Genomic DNA, 20,702 nt, shown 5'->3' on the forward strand with positions numbered 1-20,702 from the left:
TATTAGGAGGCGCGTAGCGCCGTATCCGAAGGCACGAAGTGCCGTATTCGTAACTTAAGTGGCATCCGCTTGATTCTCAGGCTCTGCATCTATAAATGCAGGTAATTTAGCGCAATTGCTTTCTATTTTATTAATTAATGGAAATGCTGACATATCCACATTAAAACGTTTGGCATTATAAATTTGTGGGATCAAACATAAGTCAGCAACGGTAATGTTATCGCCAAAGCAGTATTGACCAGACGTTTTTGCTAAACGAAGCTCTAGTGCAGAAAAGCCCTCGATGATCCAATGATGGTACCAAGCCGTTTTTTGATCAACAGTAATGCTTAGTTCATTTGATAAATACTGCAGCACTCTTAAATTATTTAGTGGGTGAATTTCACACGCTAAATCATAAGCTAGGGCTTTAACTAAAGCTTTATTTTTTATATCTCTTGGGTAAAGCGCAACGTTTGAATTTGTTTCTTCAAGATAATCAATAATCGCTAGCGATTGATTTAAATTAAAATCACCATCGACCAAGGTTGGTACCAGGTGGCTTGGATTCATTTTGACATAACTGTCACTATGCTGCTGCCCACCATCTTTTACTAAATGAACTGAAACGAGTTCATGCTCAATTTTTTTCAGATTTAATGCAATTCGCACTCGATAAGCAGCTGAAGAGCGCCAGTATCCATATAACTTAATCATATTTTATATTTTCACAGTTTTTTTATTGATGTTGTATTCACGTAGCTTATTAGCAATTGCCGTATGGCTTAAACCAAGCTTTTTAGCCAATTGTCTGGTACTTGGGTAAGCGGGATATAATTTCCTCAGTAAATCGGCCTCAAAGCCCTTAACCACTTCTTCTAGTGTGCCTTCAAACTCTTCTTCAAGGTAGCCATGATCTGGCGTATAGTTTGGCAGTTGTAAGTTAGATATTCTGATCGTTTCGCCTTCTAGTAACGATACAGCTCTTAAAATTACATTTTCAAGCTGTCTAACGTTACCAGGCCAAGGGTAATGCTCAATAAAGTCACGACAATTTTTATCAAACTGAACGTTAGCGCGATGATTTAACTGCGCCGATTTACGAATAAATGTGTCGGCAAGCGGCAAAATATCTTGTTTTCTATCGCGCAACGGTGGAATAGAAAGACCTAAAACGTTTAAGCGATAATATAAATCTTCTCTAAATTCGTTTTTTTCAACCATCGCCAATAAATCTTTATTGGTAGAGCTGATAAATCGTATATTAACGGTTATTTCATTTTCGTCATCAATTCTTCTAAAACTGCTATTTTCTAGAACTCTGATCAATTTAGATTGCAGTTTTTCTGACATTTCTGACACTTCATCTAAAAAGATAGTGCCGCCATCGGCTAATTCAAAAATGCCTTTTTTAGTTTCTGTCTGGCTCAGTAATTTACCAAACAATTCAGTTTCACTAACGTCATCAGGTAAAGCAGCACAATTTAACACCACAAACGGGCTATCTGCTCTGTCACTGGCATTATGACAAGAGCGCGCCAATAACTCTTTACCGGTTCCAGTTTCTCCCATAATTAATATAGAAGAATCAAGGTGTGCCATTCGGCGGGCTTCTCGCACCACTTTTCGCATCATTGCAGAGCTTGCTTGTATACCAGCAAAATCATTATCTTTGGGATGCTTAAATGCGGTTATTTGTTGACCAAGACGGGCTTCAGACTTAAGCATTAAAATAGCGCCAGCAAGCACTTTATCTTCGCTTTCGCCAGCGACAGTCACCGGTAAAATATCGGCAACATAGTCTTCATCAAGAAACTTTAATTTGCGGGTATGCGGTAATGTCTCTTCAGATTCTAAGTATCGGTTAAAATTAAATCCCTTTAACCATTGGCTCACTTGTTGGCCGACAATGTCTTTTAAATCTTCAGAAATTTTTTGTTTCGCAAGGTCATTAACCCCATAAATGGCGGCTTTGGCGTCAATAGTAATAACAGGATCGGGTAAAGTCCGAACGATAGTATCTAAAACTTCACGCTCGCGCTCTGAAGGCATATGTGTAGTAGTTTTAACATCAAGTACACCATCAATCAGCCTTAACTGTGGCATAAAGTCTTGCAGTTGGCTGAAATCTAAATCAGGTATATGAACAAATATTTGCCCAGATTCAGTAACCGCATCTATCCCTCTAACATTAATTTCTCGCTCGACGAAAATTGCTAATACTTCCTGAGCTATACCGAACCTGTCCTGACATTCAATTTGTAAACGCACTATATATTCCGCTACTTTTAATAGTTAATTTTGCTGTAAAGTTTATTTTACAACAAAAAAGACGATAAATACTAATAGATATTTATCGTCTTTGAAAAAACTTTACTTCAATACGCTGACGCTTCGAATACGTTGCACTTCTAATACGTTTCACTCCGAATACGCTGCGCTTCGATAACGGCTTCGTAATTCGGAATGAAATGTATTCGGAGTAGCGAAGCTACGTATTCGTAATTACGAAGTAATGTATTCGAAACCACAAAGTGGTGTATTCGTACCTAAAGTAGTTCATCCGTCTTAGCAGCACATATAAAGTCATTCTGATGAAGACCTTTAATCGCGTGTGTCCACCATGTTACCGTTACTTTACCCCATTCAGTGGTAATTGCCGGGTGATGAAATTCAGCTTCAGCTAATTCAGCAACCTTGTTGGTAAACTCTAACGCTAATTTAAAGTTTTTAAATTTAAATACACGCTCTAACATCATCACACCATTGCGCACTTCTGGTACCCAATCAGGTATTTGGCCAATTAGTTGTGCTAATTCTTCGTCTGAAACTTTTGGAGCGCCTACTTGGCATGCTTCGCATTCTTGTTTTGCTAATGTAGTTGTCATTTGCATCCTTAACTTGCTATTGCTTTTGTTTTAGGTGGAAACATTGGTTCATGTAAACCAAGCTTTTTAGCTTGTTCTACCAATGCTAGTAAATCGAGTTTACCAATTTTGTCTAATTCTTTAATGCTGTTTAACATAAAATAAATTGGTTGCATTATATCTATTCTATACGGTGTTCTATATACATCAACCAACTGCTCAGCATTATCCAATTCTTTTCTAATTACCGAAGTATCATGCATGGCATATAAGGTTTCACCTGGCGAAGATATAATGCCGCCACCGTAAATACGTAAACCATCTTTAGTATTTAATAAACCAAACTCAATGGTAAACCAGTATAAACGCGCCAAATACACTCTATCTTCTTTGCTGGCATTTAATCCTATTTCACCATACAACTGGGTAAAGTTAGCAAAAGATGGATTGGTTAATAATGGACAATGACCAAATATTTCATGAAAAATATCTGGCTCTTGTAAATAATCAAACTCTTCAGTGCTACGAATAAAAGTAGCAACTGGGAATTTTCTTTCTGATAATAATTTAAAAAACTCACCAAAACCTATTAAGGCTGGCACTTGATAACACTGCCAGCCAGTTTCTTTAAGTAATACTTCACTTACTTCAGCAAGTTGAGGTATACGGTCTTCTGGTAAATTCAGTTTTTTCAGGCCTTCTGCATACTCATCACAAGCTTTATTTTCTATGCATGCCAGTTGACGAGAATAAAGCTTTTGCCAAGTAGAGTTTTCTTCGTCGGTCCAATTGATAAAGCCATGTTCATCGGCTGGTTTAGAAACATATGAAGTTGCCTTCGCCATGTATATTGTCCTTTTGTTCCTACATGAGTTTATTCAAAACAAATAAAACTTTATTTGTTTATGTAACCCCCATTGAGATCATAGGCTCGAACAAATCTATTTTGATCGGTTAAGCCTATTTATTAGTTGGACCTAAGACTATAAGAAGTGGTTCTAGATGAGAAATTTTTACCATGGAAATATTACTGAAAACCTGTATTAATATCTTTACAGGGTATTAACATTGTCTGATTTTCAGTAAGTTAGTTAATGAAGAGAGCATTATACTGATTGCTATCACTTAACTTTTGCGGTTAACAGCCCTTTAACTTGGCTAATTACTTGCTGGCGAACTTGGCTTATGCCTGGTGGATTATCAGTAAATGGAATTGGTCTACACAGATTAATTGTTTTAATTCCTAAGCGAGCAGTTAACATTCCCGCACCTAGGCCCTGCGCAGCACGGGTTGATAACCGACCTAGTGTTTCAACGCCTAATAAATCTAAGCCAACGTCTGCAATTATTTCACTAGCACCCGCGTAGGCCATGTTGGTAAATACATGTTTAATTAATTTCAGGCGGCTCCAATAGCCAAGCCTAACGCCATATAAGCCAGCAATTTTATCCAGCATGCGCAAGTTGCGCCACATTAACACCAACATATCAATAATAGCGACAGGGCTTACTGCTACTAATACAACGGCTTCGGTCGAAAACTTGGCTACCTGATTTAACGCTTGTTCATCTACATGGCTTAATACTTGTTTAGAATACAGGTGCAATACTTCTTGTTCGGTTAACTCTTCTCCAATGTTTTCTTCAAACGTTTGTTGGTGTTCATCCACTGCATCAGAAGGTAATTTCAGGCTAATTTTTTGACAAAATGTTTTAGCATCAAAAAGTGTTTCATTGGCGAGCAGCTGCGCAGCTTTATGCTGATTTTTAGTTTGGCGTTTAAACTGTCTTAACCCTCTTAATTCTTTTAATAACGCCAAACCAGAAATACCGGCAATAGCCGCAAAAAACACTGAATAAACGGCAGTAATTATTGGCGAGCTACTAAAGCCAGTGATCAAAAAGTCGATTAGCTCATAACTTAGCAGCGCTAAAGATGATACTCCAACGACTCGCCATAACCACCGTGGTTTAGATTTTTTGAGCTCAATTACATCGTCGCTAAAGCTTTCATCAACGGGTTGCCACGCAGCTTCGGGTAAAATCACCTGATTTTCAGGTTGGTTATTTAAATCCGCTTGTACATTGGTTAAGTCAGGCCCTTCATTAAATAAAATTTGCTGTTCATATTTATCGTTTTCCTGACTCATTTTAATTTATCTCCCAATAAAAACTGTAACACCTGATCTATTCTAATATTTGGCAACGCTTCATGCTCTGCAATTTTATTCATAGGTTTAAAGGCGATGTATTTAAACCCTTGTTCAGTCCAATACTCTTTGCTCGGCAACTTTGCTGGTACCGCGCCAGGGTAGACGGTAATTGATTTTTGCGTATCTAAGCGTTTACCTTTTAATACCGACAATGACTTACCCTGATATTCGCTTTTACCTTGCTGGGTAGTCTGCACCGAGGCAATGGCAAGGGTTTTCATTTTTATTGCATCAAAACTTAGTGTTTTTTTCGCTTTATAAACTAACTGTTCCAGTAACGCGGTTAAATTTGTATGTTGCTCACCAGTAATATGATCAGCTTTCGTAGCGGCAAATAATAACTTATCAATTTTAGGCGAAAACAACCTGGTAAGGATATTGGCTTTTCCATAGGCAAAGCTTTCTAAAATAAGCGCTACTGCTTGTTGTAAATCATTAAACGCATGCGGGCCATTGGTTAATGGCGTTAAACAATCGGCCAAGACAATTTGACGGTCAAATTTAACAAAGTGTTTTTTATAAAACTCCCGTACTATGCGCTCACGGTATTCTAAATATCGAGCTCTAAGCATACCAATAAAGGTATCTTGCCCTGCTGACTGGTATTCATTTTTTTCTACATCGTTAAAAAACGGATAAGGCACAAATTGCAAAATAGGCGCGCCTTCATGCTCCCCGGGTAATATAAAACGCCCAGGCTGAATAACAGAAAGCCCTAGCTCGTGCCTAAACTTTAATAATAATTCGGTATATTCACTAGCAAGTTCAGCCAATAAATCTTCATTCACCGGCCCTAAAGGATCAATTTCTTCCAGCTTTGTTAAAAAGTCGGCGGCTAGCTCTTTTCGCGGCTCTTGTAACAACAAATCGCCCATGTACTGAGACCATTCTTCAAAGGTTTGATTCAGCATGGGCAAATCAAGCAACCACTCACCTGGATAATCGGTAATATCAACATACAAAGTCGCCATTTCTTTGGCATATTTTAATAGTGATTGATCAGGGTAATAACGAATGGCTAAACGTAATTCACTAATATTTTTAGTGGGCTCTGGCCAGATAGGTTCATCTTGTCCCAAGTTTTGCATTGCGCCGTCATAATCAAAACGGCTGATGTGTAAGTTTGATTGCGGAACACGCTTAGCCGCAATAAAACGACCTTCATGAACAACATTAAAAAAGGTTAACGGTTTGCCATTACCTTCATTAACCAGCTGATTAACTAAAGAGGTAATAAATGCAGTTTTACCACTTTGCGACAACCCGGTTACAGCTAGGTTTATATGCTGATCAAGGCTTCTATTGAACAATTCTTTAGTGGAATCTTTTACCCGTTGCTTTAGATTTTTAATTGTTTTTTTATTAATTATGGCCATCGGTTCACGCGATAAAAGCGCCTATCTATATGGTGAATATATAATGTAAAACAAAAGCTTAAAACTTGCCATAGAGAATTCGTTTCGAGTTACGAATAATAATAGGTGCAAATTACGAATACGTTGCACTTCGAATACATTGCATTCCGAATCACGAAGCAGCTATCGAAGCGCAGCGTCTTCGGAGCGGGGCGTATCCGAAGTGTAGCGTATCCGAAGGTACGAAGTACCGTATTCGAAATAATCGTCTATGCTTATTTTTATGCACAGGCTGTGCAGCTCATCTATAAGGATATTACTATGCAATACGAAAACTTAGATCTATGGCAGCGTAGCTGTGAATTAAGTAGCACTGTCTACAAGTCTCTTGCATCATTGAAAGACTATGGCTTTAAAGATCAAATCACCCGCTCGTGCCTTTCTGTCCCCAGCAATATTGCCGAAGGATTAGAAAGGTATACCCCACAAGAAAAGTTTCGCTTTTTAACAATAGCGAAAGGCTCTCTTGGTGAGTTCAAAACACAAACCTATGTAGGGATGAAAGTAGGCTACATTTCAAAAGAAAGTGGTGATGCCTGGCTTAAAGAGTCTGAAGAAATTTCAAAAATGATAGGCGGCTTCATGAAATATTTGAAAACTAAACTTTAGTTACGAATACGGCGCTCCGCGCCTTCGAATACGTTGCACTACGAATACATTTCATTACGAAGCAGCTATCGAAGCGCAGCGTCTTCGGAGTCCGGCAGTGACATATTCGAAGAAGCGAAGCTACGTATTCGAAGCGATAGCGTATCCGGAGGTACGATGTACCGTATTCGTATCTAAGGTTCAATCTGAACCAAACAAGTCACGGGTATAAACTTTGTCAGCAACATCAACCAATTCTTCCGCCATGCGGTTCGAAACAATCACATCAGATATAGCTTTAAACGCATCTAAGTCGCTATATACTTTAGAATTAAAAAACTCATCTTCTTCTAGCACAGGTTCATAGATAACTACTTCAATACCCTTAGCTTTAATGCGTTTCATAATGCCTTGTATTGATGAAGCTCTAAAATTATCAGAGCCAGACTTCATAATTAAACGATACACACCAACGACTTTTGGCCCTTTAGCAATAATAGAGTCGGCAACAAAGTCTTTGCGGGTGGTATTGGCATCAACAATGGCACTAATAATGTTATTAGGCACATCTTGGTAGTTAGCTCTAAGTTGTTTAGTATCTTTTGGTAAACAGTAACCACCATAACCAAATGAAGGGTTATTGTAATGGTTACCAATACGAGGGTCTAAACCAACGCCTTCAATAATATGTTTTGAGTCTAAACCATGAACTTCAGCATAAGAATCTAATTCATTAAAATACGCTACGCGCATCGCTAAATAAGTATTTGAAAATAACTTAACTGCTTCAGCTTCGGTAGATTGTGTATATAACACATCAATATTTTCTTTTTTTGCGCCCTGCACCAACAGGTTGGCAAAAATACTCGCACGTTCACTTTCTTCACCAACAATAATGCGAGATGGATACAAATTATCATGAAGCGCTTTACCTTCACGTAAAAACTCAGGTGAAAAGATAATATTAGTACAGTTATATTTAGCTCTAACCTCCTCAGTAAAGCCAACAGGAACCGTTGACTTAATTACCATTACTGCATCAGGGTTTATCGCTAAAACGTCTTTTATAACCGCTTCAACTGAGCTGGTATTAAAATAGTTTGATACTGGGTCATAATCTGTAGGGGTAGCAATAACCACAAACTTAGCATTTTTATAAGCAATGGTTTTGTCTAAAGTGGCATTAAAATTAATGTCTTTATTTGCTAAAAAATCTTCAATTTCAGTATCTACAATGGGAGATTGGCGTTTATTAAGTAACTCTACTTTCTCGGGTATAATATCTACCGCAACCACTTCGTTGTGTTGCGCTAATAACATAGCATTAGATAAACCTACATAGCCGGTGCCGGCAATTGCAATTTTCATGTTTCTTAAAAGTCCTTATTTTTTATGCGCTGAAGTTTAGCATACATTAGGTACGAATTACGAATACGTTCCACTTCGAATACGGTACTTCGTACCTCCGAATTAAAATACAAAACAGCACAGAATATCGAATGAATTCAATTACGAATACGACGCTCTGCGCCTCCGAATGCGTTGCACTATGAATACATACCTTAGTTACGAATCTCGAATACGTTGCACTACGAATACTTTTCATTTCGAAGCAGCTATCGAAGCGAAACGTATTCGAAGTCACGTAGTGACGTATTCGAAACTAAAGAAAAGATCGTCTATGATTAATTCAATGTAAAAATAAAAAATTCAGGAGTTTCACTGTGAATTCTTTCGCTAAACTAACTACTCTTACGATAGCGTTTTTGTTATCAATTTCCGTTTACGCTCAAACATATGAATACAATAATTTCCAACCAAACCAGCAATATTATTTAGGCTTATCAATTGGCCACGGTATACATGTAGAAGACTCGTTTAGTGAGTTCGCCTTAACAACATTAACAGCTAGACTAGGCTATAACTACACCAGTAACATAGGGTTTGAAGTAAGATACGCGAGTGGCTTATCGGAAGATGAAATAGATTCATTTGATCGAGAGTTAGACAGCTTAATGGGAATTTATGCAGTATATACCTACCCAGTACAAAAAAAATTAAACCTATTTGCTATTGCTGGTATTACCGACCTAGAGATTATACAAAACCAACACAGTATTGAAAATGACATCCCCTCCCCACCTAGCCTTGGCGGAGTTTCAAGCACAATTCCCCAAGAAACAAATCAAAACCAATCCAATATCAAAAAGGAATTTAGCGAAACCGGCCCAAGCCTTGGTGCTGGTATTGAATACAAAATAAATAACCGAGCAAGATGGATACTTGAAGCTATGATATATGTTGATGGTAGTGATGTAGATTATGGGCAAATATCAGGAGGGTTTCGGATCAGTTTTTAAACTAACTAGGTACGAATACGGCGCTCTGCGCCTTCGAATACGTTTCACTCCGAATCACGAAGCAACTATCAAAGCGATAGCGTATTCAAAGTAGCGAAGCTACATATTCGAAATCTCGCAGTGATGTATTCGTAACTAGGCGCAGCGTTAGCGTATTAGAAACAAAAAACCAGTGCAATTAGCACTGGTTTTTTAAATTTACATATACTCTTTGATACGAATCACGAATACATTTCATTCCAAACTCGAAGCGTTAGCGTACTCGGAGTAGCGAAGCTACGTATTCGAAGGCGCAAAGCGCCGTATTCGAAACTAGAGTCTATTAAGCGCCGCCACTTTCTCCACCCGTTGGGTTACCAACAGTGTCTTCTGCATCTTCAACAGCATCTTCAATCTCTTCTAAGTCTACACCTTCATTAGCTGCATCTTCAATTTCAGTAACTGCTTCAGCAGCTTCTTCAGAAAGAGTAATTTCAGGGTTTTGTGAAACTACAACAGCTTCTGCCATAACATCTGCCTGAACGTCTTCCCAAGCACTTGCTGCTTCTTGGTAAGCAGGATCTGAAGAGTCCGTTTCAGTAAGCACTACAGCTGTCTCAACAATAGTAGCAATTGATTCGGCAATATTATCACTAGTCGAAGTAGTAACCGCCGCATTAATAATGGCAAAACCAGACTCAGAAGCATCAGCAGCAGCAGTTTCTTCAGGGTCATTCAGGTTTGGTAACTCTAAAGTAAATACGTTGGTATGGGCTGTTACTTCTACACCAAATATCGCAGCAACCGTTTTAGTTACAGCAGTTTGGCTTGCAGTGAAATCATCAGCAGTGATAGCACCTAAATCAGGGTTAGTTGTTTCTAGGTTAGAAACATAAAGTTCAGTCGCAATTGATGTAACCGCATTAACTTGAGCGTTAACTGTTACTGCTTCTTCTGCATCATCTACATAAGTTACATTACTAAGTTCAACACCTGCTAATGAAGCACTTGGTACTGTTTCACCAAAAGCAATTGGCGCATCTGCTGTGCCACAGTTTTCAACGTCACATAGCATTGTTGTGTTGTCGTTGGCAGTAACACTAATTAAGTAAACACCAGCATCATCCAATAAACCACTCAGTTCGTAGTCACCATTTTCATCTGTAGTTGTAGAAAGTACAGCGTTAGTAATATCTGTGTAGTGGTATAAGTTTACATCTGCGTTAGCTAAAACACCTTTTAAGGCGTTACCAGAAAAAGTAGCTAATGTGCCTGATGGAGAATCATCAGAATCATTATCAAATAAATCACACCCAGTTAGCGTTAAACTGGCTCCTAATAGCATTAAGCCTGAAAGTTTTTTTAATTTTGTAGTTAACATTTTTTTATATTTCTTTATTTAAGTGAGTAAATCCGTTTAACACATGGGTGCCATGTGTTTAAGCCCTGAGCACAACTTGTAAAAAATTATTACAAGTATGTAATATAATATAAAACAACAACGAAGACGACAACCCTTAGTTGTTGTTTATTTTAAGTTTGTACAATGTAATTTTACATCTTCAGTTACAAATACGCTTTGCTCCGAATGCGTTTCACTTCGAATCACGAATGAACTATCGAAGCGCAGCGTATCCGAAGGTACGAAGTACCGTATCCGAAATAGCGAAGCTACGTATTCGAAGTCACGCAGTGACGTACTCGAAGTAGCGAAGGTACAAAGTACCGTATTCGTAACTAATACCTATCGCGGTTAAAGTAAGCTCTATTCAAGTTATGATAAAGGCTTGGCTCCTTACCAAACCCAGACTTAATCGTATTACCGGTGTTTTCTTCAGTAAGGGATGTTTCAATATAGTAATCCCATTGTTCAGTACCCATTACTTGCACACCGTAATTAGGCTTCATTGATTTGCCAAAGTTTAGTGGAATACTAAAACCAAGCGCTAAAAAGTCTTCTTCTTCGCCGCCATCGGCATCGTCAAATTTGGTACGCTTATAACGAACACCAACTTGCACATTGTTAAACCAGTGTAGCGAGCGTAAGGTAAAACCTTTATCGCCATGCCAATATTCACCAGCGGTTAATTCTATATCCCAATTAAGTGGGTGATATCGGTAACGGTACTTAACTAGTTTGGGTTGCTGCTTAATTGTTTTTTTACCGCCCCAAACCCAAATATCATTTTCAAAATCACCAACTAACGTAGTTACCCTATGCGTATTAGTATTATCAGCCCAGCGAGTTTCATTTAATAAACCGTCATGGTCGCCATAAACACGTCCAAAGCTAAACTTAGTAAATACATTAAATGGCAACACAAAGGTTTGATGAAATAAGCGAGTATCAATGCCTTCATCCAAGCCATATTTCTTTTGATAGTACTCGCCACCATCAAAGTCATCGCTATTCACCACAGAGTCAGACAAGTGGCGTACTTCAATAACGCCACCATCCCATAAACTCATTTGCAAACGAGAGCTAATAGCAACTTCATAATCATATGCACCGTACTCAGTACCCACTAATGACTTAAGTTCTGGGGCAAGTATTAACCTTGGAGTAAAATGGGTAGAACTTTCATTTTTAACTAGCCAATTAACAGAATCATCACCAAACCAACCAGCAAAGATACCAGTTTCACTACTTCCTGAACTTGTTTCAGGATCTCCACCACGTAATGCTTCAGCGTAACTAACAACACCAGAGTTTGTTAATTCAATTGTCCCTTGCACATCACCCAGTGCAACTAATGATAAATGACGTACAACCGCAATCGCATCCATTTCATTTTGGTTATAAATATTATTCTCAATACGAATAAGGACATCGTCGCCAGACAATCCTAAAGAAACACTTTCAAAACCCTCGTTCTCAAGGCGTTGCGCCAACATAGCAACGCGTTCATTAATACCATCATTCCCGTGCTTTCCCCCGTCATTCCCGCGAAGGCGGGAACCCATGTATTCGTTTTCACCTTCCCCCTTAGTACTTAGCCCTTCTACTTCACCAAGCATCTCAACCCGATAAGCTTCATCACTACTAAAAGCCAAAGAACGATCCTCTGTGGCACTTCCAGCCCCAAGCGGTACGCTTATACCAAAATTAAACCAAGCATCCCGTTCATTATGCTCATCATCACTAGAGTACAAGTGCGCGCTTACATATAAATCCCAACCATTAGGCAACCATGAATCAGGCGCAAACGCTTTTACGCCAACATTAACCGCATTCGCATCATATTCTGCTGCAACTTGTAATACCTCAAACGGTTGATACTCAACAGAGCCAATTGCCCCATCCATATAACCAATGGCATTATCTGAAGTAGCAACACCTAAACTTGTACGTACAGCCCCAATAGATGAAAAAGTAAACTCTTTAGAAGCACTAACATAATAAGCCTCAGATTTAACCACCGAGCCGCCAACATCTTGGCCACCAATTGCCAAACTGAACCAGTCTTTGGGGATAAACGGTATTTGCCATTTAATAGAACCCGATAAATCACGAGTGCCGCAGCCTCCTTCAGTAATACCATTACAAGCCCAAGTTTCAGTTGCCAGTCGTGCAACTACTTCAAGCCCAGGTAAAATTCCAACTCCAAACTTTAAATCATGATAATTTTGAAAACCTTTATCATATAATTCCGTATTACCTTGATCAAAATAGTTATCTGAATAACTAAAGCCAAAATCCCCCCAATTAATTACTTCAGCTGTAGGGGTGTTAAACACCCCAGTAAACGCCTGCATTGAATAACTGTTATTTATTGAGGAAGGTTTGCTTTCTGTTTCATTAAGTAAAAATTGAGTTTGAGCTGAATTAGCAAAGGCTAATAATATGCAAGAGGTTAAAAATTGTTTTTTCATATCCCTGAAACTGTGCGGTTATTGTTATTTTAATATGACAATTATTTTACTTATAAATATATCAACAAGCAATCAACATTATTATTACAGCGGTTACCAATTCATACGATTAACGACAGTTAGATACAAGCCATACGCGTAATATTAGCCGCTAATAACAAATTTAATTTAATCGTGACCTAAATGAAAAAATCACTCCTTACTTTATTACTATTAACTAGCACAACAGCCTTTGCCTCTTCCGAGGTTTTTCCAACAACAGAGCCAAAAAACAACATGTATTTAGGCTTACAACTCACCCATGGACTGCATAGCGGAGACAGCTTTGAAGAAATTGAACCTTCAATGTTAATTGCGCGCTTTGGTTATTCTTTCGCGACTAACCTAGCAGTTGAAGCACGTTTGGGTACTGGTTTTAGTGATTACAACGTAAATGGTGTAAACAATGAATTAGATAATTTAGCCGGTATATACGGTGTTGCTACGATACCTTTAAGCAAAAACTTTGATGTTTATGCATTACTTGGTTTTACTAGTGCAGAAATAGCCAATACCAACAATAACCATACAGCAAGTTTATCAGGTGCCTCTGTTGGCGCTGGTGTTAATTACAAGATGACCGACAGAATTTCATTTAATGCGGAATTAATTAATTATGTTGATGAAGCCGATTCAGCATTTGGTGGATTAAGCGCTGGCGTAACCTATAAGTTTTAAAACTTAGCAAGTGATAAACAAAAAAACCGGCGTAAGCCGGTTTTTTGTGTTTATCAATAATGCTCCACGTATTCACGGGGATGACTATGTTAATCTCATAGCTTTCTAACTTGGAACTTTGCAGCTATCTAATGGATCCCCGCCTACGTGTACCCCCCTTCAGTTCAGGGACTTAAAATTCTGAAACAAGTTCAGAAAGACGGTATTGAGCATAGTTCTACTACAATTTTGTCATTCTAACGAAGGTCCAACACCGTTCAGTTAAGGATTAAATAAGATCCTGACCTTCGTCAGGAAAATTAGATACTATTTTCCGTTGTTCTCGGTGTAACACGAAGTGCCTCGGTGAAGTGCGTAACACCTCGGTGGTTCAATGGTTTCAGCTCTAAAAGTCAAATAAACCACAGAGGAAATCGATGCTTCAATAAACAGATAAAAAACTTAGTTCCTTAACTGAACGGTGTTAGACGAAGGTCAGGATCTTATTTAACTCTTAACTGATCGGTGTTACGCCTGTGCGAGAACGACCTATGGTCGCTTAATACGCATTCTTATTAACAAACCCTTTAAATATTGTTAAAAAAATAATTTTTAAATCCCAAACCAGAGACCAGTTTGAAATGTATTCTAAATCAAACTCAATACGTTTTTCCATTTTATCTAGCGTATCGGTTTCACCACGCCAACCATTTATTTGCGCCCAACCGGTTATACCTGGTTTTACTTTATGGCGTAGCATGTAACCACCGATTAGTTTGCGGTATTCTTCATTATGAGCAACAGCATGCGGGCGAGGACCAACAATCGACATTTCACCATTAAAAGAGTTAATAAACTGTGGTAACTCATCTAACGAAGTTTTTCTTAAAAATGCCCCTAACGGTGTAATACGAGCATCGCCTTTTGTTGCTTGTACTATTTTGTCACCATTATCGGCAACAGTCATTGAACGAAACTTCCAAACATTTATAGGCTTGCCATCAATACCGTAACGATTTTGTTTAAACAAAACAGGTCCTGGTGATGTTACTTTAATCGCAATAGCAATTATTAATAATATAGGGCTAATTAAGGTTAATATAATTGCCGACAGTACCATATCTTCAATACGCTTAACTAAACGGTTAGCACCTTCCATTGGTGTGTCGTAAATTGAAATAGTAGGGATGCCATTTAAATGGCCCATTCTTGAATTTAACAAATCAAAAGCGAACATATCAGGTACAAAAACTACAGAGCAAGTAGTGTCAGCCAAAGCTTCAACCATATCTTTAATATAAGGCATATGGCGCATAGACAAGGTTATGTAAATGCGATCAAAGTTCATTAATTTAGCATCATTAAGTAAATCATTTAAATTGCCAGCAACTTCTAACCCTTGTTGTTTGGTTTCAATTAATCCTTGCGCTTCGTCATCATAAAAACCAACTACTTTTAGCCCAAGCTCAGATGACTGATAAATATTATCGGCAAGTTTTATTCCAACATCACCCGCACCAACAATAACAATGTTGCGCTGGTTATAGCCTTTGCGACGTATGTAACGAAGGAACCCCCTCATACTTACACGAGATAATAGGAAATAAACTACAACTGATACATACCATGTAAGAAATGCAAAGCTGATACTATTACCATCTTTAATAAACGCACTCATTACGACCGCAGCAAGTAGAAATGCAACGGTCCAATATTTAAAACATTTAAAAAATTCAGTTTCAATACTTTCACCGCGCATACTTAAATAAAGGCCGCGCACACTCGCCATAAATTGAAAAAACATGGTGGCGATTAATGCACCAACAACCAATGACAATGGTAAAAGCTCTGAGCCCATAAAATAAACACTCCCATACAAAAATAGCGGGATTATAAATAAATCTATGAGCTGACTAAAAAAGGTGATCAGTGAGGCGTGGGTTTGTAGTATTCCGTGTTTCATAACGTCTTATTTTTTAATTAATTTTATTCGGTCTTAAATAAGGCCATAGAGTTGTGGTAAGAATTAAACCAACTACAATGCCGAAAACATCGGCGAGTAAGTCAAGGTATGAAAAGTGCCTAAATGTGGTAGTTCCCTGTAATACTTCTAATAACATACCATATACAAACAACCAGGCCATAACATTTACATTTCTTGACTTTGTATAACAAAAGCTCTGCAAAACAGAAAGTACGAAAAATGCAATAAAATGATTTGCTTTATCGTAACTTGAAATATTTGGAAGTTCAGCAATTGGCATCAGCGCTAAATAACTTACCGAGAGTAAACAAACCACAAAAAGCACTTTAAAGTGAAATCTAGTGACTTTTTTTAACATAGGGATTCCAATCAAGCGACAAGCTAGCTTGTCACTTTCTAAAAGAGTACGTCAACAAATTTCACTAATTACCCGAATAGATCCAAACAAATTAAAAATAATTAGCGTAATCTGGATAATTCATTGACTAAATTTTTCTAAAATATCGTCATTGTGTCCAACTAGTGCATGAATGTACGTAGGTACGACGATATGGATATAGGAGATAGAGCATTGTCGGGAACAAGTGCTGAGAACAATGTAGGAGCAATTGTCGATCTAGCTAGGTGCTTTCTATTATGGTTCCCCGCTTGCGAACAACACCGTTCAGTTAAGGATTAAATATGATCCTGACCTTCATCAGGAAAATTAGATACTATTTCCCGTTGTTCTCGGTGTAACACGAAGTGCCTCGGTGAAGTGCGTAGCACCTCGGTGGTTCAATGGCTTCAGCTCTAAAAGTCAAATAAACCACAGAGGAAATCGAGGCTTCACTACACAGATAAAAAACTTATTTCCTTAACTGAACGGTGTTATACCTTCGTCAGGAAAATTAGATACTATTTCCCGTTGTTCTCGGTGTAACACGAAGTGCCTCGGTGAAGTGCGTAGCACCTCGGTGGTTCAATGGTTTCAGCTCTAAAAGTCAAATAAACCACAGAGGAAATCGAGGCTTCACTACACAGATAAAAAACTTATTTCCTTAACTGAACGGTGTTAGACCTTCGTCAGGAAAATTAGATACTATTTCCCGTTGTTCTCGGTGTAACACGAAGTGCCTCGGTGAAGTGCATAGCGCCTCGGTGGTTCAATGGTTTCAGCTCTAAAAGTCAAATAAACCACAGAGGAAAACGAGGCTTCACTACACAGAGAAAAAACTTTAGTTTCTTAACTGATCGGTTCCCCGCCTGTGCGGGGATGACGGATGTCATTCCCGCTTTCCAGCTTCTAGCTTCTAGCTTCTAGCTTCTAAGTATTTGCAAAATAGCTTCGGTTTTAGCTTCCATCAAACCAACATCCGCTTTCGACTCAACGTTCAAACGCACTACAGGCTCAGTGTTAGAAGAGCGAAGATTAAATCGCCATTCACCGTCGTTGCCTGCAAACTCTAATGAAATACCATCGGTTTGATCAAACACAACCGCATCATCTTTAAATGCAGCCAGTACGTTCGCGATAGAAGCTTTAGGATCAGCAAGTTTTGAATTAATTTCACCACTTGAAGGATACGCAGCAATACGTTCTTTAACCATTGACGATAGTGTTGTGCCTTTAACTGAAAGTAACTCAGCAACTAATAACCAAGGGATCATACCAGAGTCACAATAAGCAAAATCTCTAAAGTAATGATGAGCACTCATTTCGCCGCCGTAAATAGCATTTTCTTTGCGCATACGCTCTTTAATAAACGCATGCCCGGTTTTACTCATTACGGCCTCACCACCAGAGTTTTCAACAATATCAATAGTATTCCAAGAAAGACGAGGATCATGAATGATCTTCTCTTTAGCTACTAGCTTTGAGCTTTTAGCTCGCTTTAAAAACGCCTCAGCAAGAAGCCCAACGATATAATAGCCTTCAATAAACTCGCCGCTTTCATCAAACAAGAAACAGCGGTCAAAATCGCCATCCCAGGCAATACCCATATCAGCTTTATGTTCAATTACTGCGTTTGCAGTATCAGCCCTACATTCAGGTAATAAAGGATTAGGAATACCATTTGGAAAGTTACCATCTGGCTTGTGGTGCACTTTAATAAATTCAATATTTACGCCAGCAGCAATGAGCTCTTTTTCAATAGCATCTAATGCCGGCCCGGCTGCACCATTTCCACTGTTAACCACTAGTTTTAATGGTTTAAGCTTACTTGCATCAATAAACCCAAGCATGTGCTTAGCAAACTCAATTTTTAAAGGTTTGGTGATGTACTTACCCCTTTTACCTGAATTTTTTCGGACGTTATCATCAACTTCAGATAATAACTTTTCAGCAGTCGCTTTTATTGCATTCAAACCAGTATCACCTGAAATTGGTTTAGAGTCTTCACGTACCAATTTCATACCGTTGTAATCCATAGGGTTATGCGAGGCCGTTACTTCTACCCCACCACAAACACCTAAATATTTAGTCGCAAAGTAAATTTCTTCAGTACCGGTCATACCAAGGTCAATTACATCTACCCCTTCATCTTGCAAGCCTTTGGCAAGGGCAAGTTTAAGTTGCTCTGATGTTAATCGAATATCACCGCCTACAACAACCTTTTTAGGTTTTATTTCAAGGGCGAATGCACGACCAATGGCATAAGCAATCTCTTCATTTAATTCAGTGCCAAGTTGGCCGCGAATATCATAGGCTTTAAAACAAGTTAATGGTGTAACAGACAAGGTATACCTCGGTAATAATGTTTAAAAATTAGTAACTAATTACGAATAAAAATAGTTGCGAATCACGAATACGTTGCACTACGAATACATTTCATTTCGAAGCTACTATCGAAGCGCAGCGTATTCGAACCGATAGTGTATCCAAATCACGAAGCAGCTATCGAAGCGTCAGTGAATTCGGAGGTACGTAGTACCATATTCGAAATGAAATGTATTCGAAGCGATAGCATATTGGCAGTAGCGAAGCTACGCTCTGCCGTATCTATCCTCAAAGCGAACAATATCATCTTCGCCTAAGTAGTCACCCGATTGCACTTCAATAAGTTCAAGCGGCAATACGCCAGGGTTTTCAAGAGCGTGAATAGTGCCAATAGGAATAAACGTAGACTCGTTTTCACGTACTAAAAAGGTATCATCGCCATTAGTCACTTTTGCAGTACCAGATACTACAACCCAATGTTCAGCGCGATGGTGATGCATTTGAATTGACAGCTTTTCACCAGGTTTTACCGTAATTCGTTTAACCTGATCACGTTTACCTACGTCGATTGAGTCGTAATGGCCCCAAGGACGATACACTTGGCGGTGAATATTAGCTTCAGTTCTGCCAAGGGCTTTAATTTGTTCAACAATTTTTTTAACGTCTTGTACGTTGTCTTTATTAACTACAAGTACTGCATCTTTGGTTTCAACCACAATGCAATTGTCTAGGCCAACCGTTGCTACAAGTTTTTGCTCGGCAATTACCAAGTTATTAGTACTACCATGGCTTAATACATCACCTTGATGTACATTGCCATTATCATCTTTTTCTTTTAAATCCCAAATAGCTGAAAAACTGCCAATATCATTCCAGGCAGCATCAAGAGGCACAACAACTACAGAGTCAGAGCCTTGTGCTTTGCACAGCGGTTCCATTACCGCATAATCAATAGAATCATCAGGGCATGCCGCAAACGCATCAGCATCTACTCGAATAAAATCCATATCATTACTGGTATGTTTAAGGGATGCTTTACAATATTTAAGAATTTCCGGTTGGTATTTTTCAAGCTCTTCAATATAACGAGATGCTTTGAACATAAACATACCCGAGTTCCAGTAATATTCACCAGAGGCCAAATAACCTTCAGCAGTAACAAGATCAGGTTTTTCTACAAATGAATCAACAGAAAAAGCATCAAGCGGCTTGCTTTCTAGCTCTCTAGCTTCAAGCTGCGCCCCTGCACGTATATACCCATATCCTGTTTCAGCATGAGTTGGCACAATCCCAAAGGTAACCAACTTACCTTCTGCCGCAAGAGATTCAGCACTTGCCACAACACGACAAAATTCGGCTTCATTCTCAATAACATGATCAGCCGCCAACACCAGCATTACAGGATCGTTACCAGCATTAAGTTCACTTAGTGCTGCAAGGGCAATAGCAGGCGCAGTATTACGCCCAACAGGCTCTAGTATAATTGAACCTAATGCATCTATTGCTTGCATCTGCTCTGCAACAATAAAGCGATGTTCTTCATTACAAATACAAAGTGGTGTTGCAACGTCTAAACCCGACAAACGTAAAACCGTTTCTTGGATCATAGAGTTTTCTGAAGCAATTTTTAAAAACTGCTTAGGCATTAACTTACGTGACAAAGGCCATAAACGAGAGCCCGAGCCCCCTGCCATAATTACTGGTGTGATCATAATCTATTTCTTTTTATCAGTCATTCCCGCGAAGGCGGGAATCCATTATTTAATCTGTCATTCCCGCGAAGGCGGGAATCCATTTTTTATCATTATAGTGCAAAGCTCATAGCTTTCTAGCTTTCAGCTTCCACATAGGTCCATACCCGAACTAATCGACCTGGACGCAATGTCGCTTTCTACTTTTCCAACTTTCTATGATTAACCTAATTAGCGAAATTCGATGATAAAAAATTTAACTAAGGCCAACAAATTACACAGACTCACCGAATAGTACTTAAATTCGAAATACAAAATAACGTATTCTTATCTCAGATTCGAATTACGAATACATT

General features: G+C 38.6%; 16 protein-coding genes. 3 read left to right on the top strand and 13 right to left on the bottom strand.

Annotated features, from left to right (window positions below; all coding sequences use genetic code 11):
• Window positions 1-54: 54 nt before the first annotated feature.
• The 6 genes from maiA to RGQ13_RS13665 form a co-directional block, all read right to left on the bottom strand.
• On the bottom strand, window positions 55-696 hold the full coding sequence (gene maiA / locus RGQ13_RS13640; RefSeq protein ID WP_348390293.1) for a maleylacetoacetate isomerase: 642 nt from the start codon (window positions 694-696) through the stop codon (window positions 55-57).
• A gap of 3 nt (window positions 697-699) precedes the next feature.
• A complete protein-coding gene (locus RGQ13_RS13645; RefSeq protein ID WP_348390294.1) occupies window positions 700-2,250 on the bottom strand; it encodes a sigma-54-dependent transcriptional regulator in 1,551 nt (516 codons plus the stop codon).
• A gap of 278 nt (window positions 2,251-2,528) precedes the next feature.
• Complete coding sequence (locus RGQ13_RS13650) at window positions 2,529-2,867, bottom strand: 4a-hydroxytetrahydrobiopterin dehydratase (RefSeq protein ID WP_348390295.1); 339 nt, start codon at window positions 2,865-2,867, stop codon at window positions 2,529-2,531.
• An 8-nt stretch (window positions 2,868-2,875) separates the two neighbouring features.
• Entirely contained in the window at window positions 2,876-3,724 is an 849-nt protein-coding gene (gene phhA, locus RGQ13_RS13655) for a phenylalanine 4-monooxygenase (protein ID WP_348393410.1), read from the bottom strand.
• A 243-nt stretch (window positions 3,725-3,967) separates the two neighbouring features.
• Window positions 3,968-4,996 (bottom strand): YcjF family protein, encoded by a 1,029-nt coding sequence (locus tag RGQ13_RS13660; RefSeq protein WP_348390296.1) that lies wholly within the window; start codon window positions 4,994-4,996, stop codon window positions 3,968-3,970.
• A complete protein-coding gene (locus RGQ13_RS13665) occupies window positions 4,993-6,435 on the bottom strand; it encodes a YcjX family GTP-binding protein (protein ID WP_348390297.1) in 1,443 nt (480 codons plus the stop codon). Before RGQ13_RS13665 ends, RGQ13_RS13660 begins: the two co-directional genes overlap by 4 nt.
• Window positions 6,436-6,735: 300 nt before the next feature.
• Between RGQ13_RS13665 and RGQ13_RS13670 the strand changes: the two genes are divergently transcribed.
• Window positions 6,736-7,083, top strand: a complete 348-nt coding sequence (locus tag RGQ13_RS13670; protein WP_348390298.1) for a four helix bundle protein — start codon at window positions 6,736-6,738, stop codon at window positions 7,081-7,083.
• Window positions 7,084-7,263: 180 nt separating this feature from the next.
• Here the strand turns inward: RGQ13_RS13670 and RGQ13_RS13675 are convergent, their stop codons facing one another.
• Window positions 7,264-8,430: a nucleotide sugar dehydrogenase gene (locus RGQ13_RS13675; protein WP_348390299.1), complete on the bottom strand. Its 1,167-nt coding sequence runs from the start codon at window positions 8,428-8,430 to the stop codon at window positions 7,264-7,266.
• 356 nt (window positions 8,431-8,786) lie between these two features.
• Between RGQ13_RS13675 and RGQ13_RS13680 the strand changes: the two genes are divergently transcribed.
• Window positions 8,787-9,422, top strand: a complete 636-nt coding sequence (locus RGQ13_RS13680) for an outer membrane beta-barrel protein (protein ID WP_348390300.1) — start codon at window positions 8,787-8,789, stop codon at window positions 9,420-9,422.
• Window positions 9,423-9,744: 322 nt separating this feature from the next.
• On the opposite strand, the gene RGQ13_RS13685 is transcribed toward RGQ13_RS13680, so the two are convergent.
• On the bottom strand, window positions 9,745-10,782 hold the full coding sequence (locus RGQ13_RS13685; protein WP_348390301.1) for a hypothetical protein: 1,038 nt from the start codon (window positions 10,780-10,782) through the stop codon (window positions 9,745-9,747).
• A 356-nt stretch (window positions 10,783-11,138) separates the two neighbouring features.
• The gene (locus tag RGQ13_RS13690; protein WP_348390302.1) at window positions 11,139-13,274 is read right to left on the bottom strand and encodes a YjbH domain-containing protein; all 2,136 of its coding nucleotides are present in this window, start codon (window positions 13,272-13,274) and stop codon (window positions 11,139-11,141) included.
• A 183-nt stretch (window positions 13,275-13,457) separates the two neighbouring features.
• On the opposite strand from RGQ13_RS13690, the gene RGQ13_RS13695 reads away from it, so the two are divergent.
• Window positions 13,458-13,991, top strand: coding sequence for an outer membrane beta-barrel protein (locus RGQ13_RS13695; protein WP_348390303.1), 534 nt, complete (start codon window positions 13,458-13,460; stop codon window positions 13,989-13,991).
• Between the two features lie 538 nt (window positions 13,992-14,529).
• Here RGQ13_RS13695 and RGQ13_RS13700 read toward each other — a convergent pair.
• From RGQ13_RS13700 to RGQ13_RS13715, 4 genes are all read right to left on the bottom strand, one after another.
• A complete protein-coding gene (locus RGQ13_RS13700; protein WP_348390304.1) occupies window positions 14,530-15,933 on the bottom strand; it encodes an undecaprenyl-phosphate glucose phosphotransferase in 1,404 nt (467 codons plus the stop codon).
• Between the two features lie 13 nt (window positions 15,934-15,946).
• Window positions 15,947-16,312, bottom strand: coding sequence for a VanZ family protein (locus RGQ13_RS13705; protein ID WP_348390305.1), 366 nt, complete (start codon window positions 16,310-16,312; stop codon window positions 15,947-15,949).
• A 941-nt stretch (window positions 16,313-17,253) separates the two neighbouring features.
• Window positions 17,254-18,675 carry a phosphohexomutase domain-containing protein gene (locus tag RGQ13_RS13710; RefSeq protein WP_348390306.1) on the bottom strand — a complete coding sequence of 474 codons (1,422 nt, stop codon included), beginning with the start codon at window positions 18,673-18,675 and terminating at the stop codon, window positions 17,254-17,256.
• A gap of 246 nt (window positions 18,676-18,921) precedes the next feature.
• Window positions 18,922-20,367, bottom strand: coding sequence for a mannose-1-phosphate guanylyltransferase/mannose-6-phosphate isomerase (locus RGQ13_RS13715; RefSeq protein ID WP_348390307.1), 1,446 nt, complete (start codon window positions 20,365-20,367; stop codon window positions 18,922-18,924).
• Between the last annotated feature and the right edge of the window lie 335 nt (window positions 20,368-20,702).

Source organism: Thalassotalea psychrophila (genome assembly GCF_031583595.1).
Taxonomy (GTDB): domain Bacteria; phylum Pseudomonadota; class Gammaproteobacteria; order Enterobacterales; family Alteromonadaceae; genus Thalassotalea_A; species Thalassotalea_A psychrophila.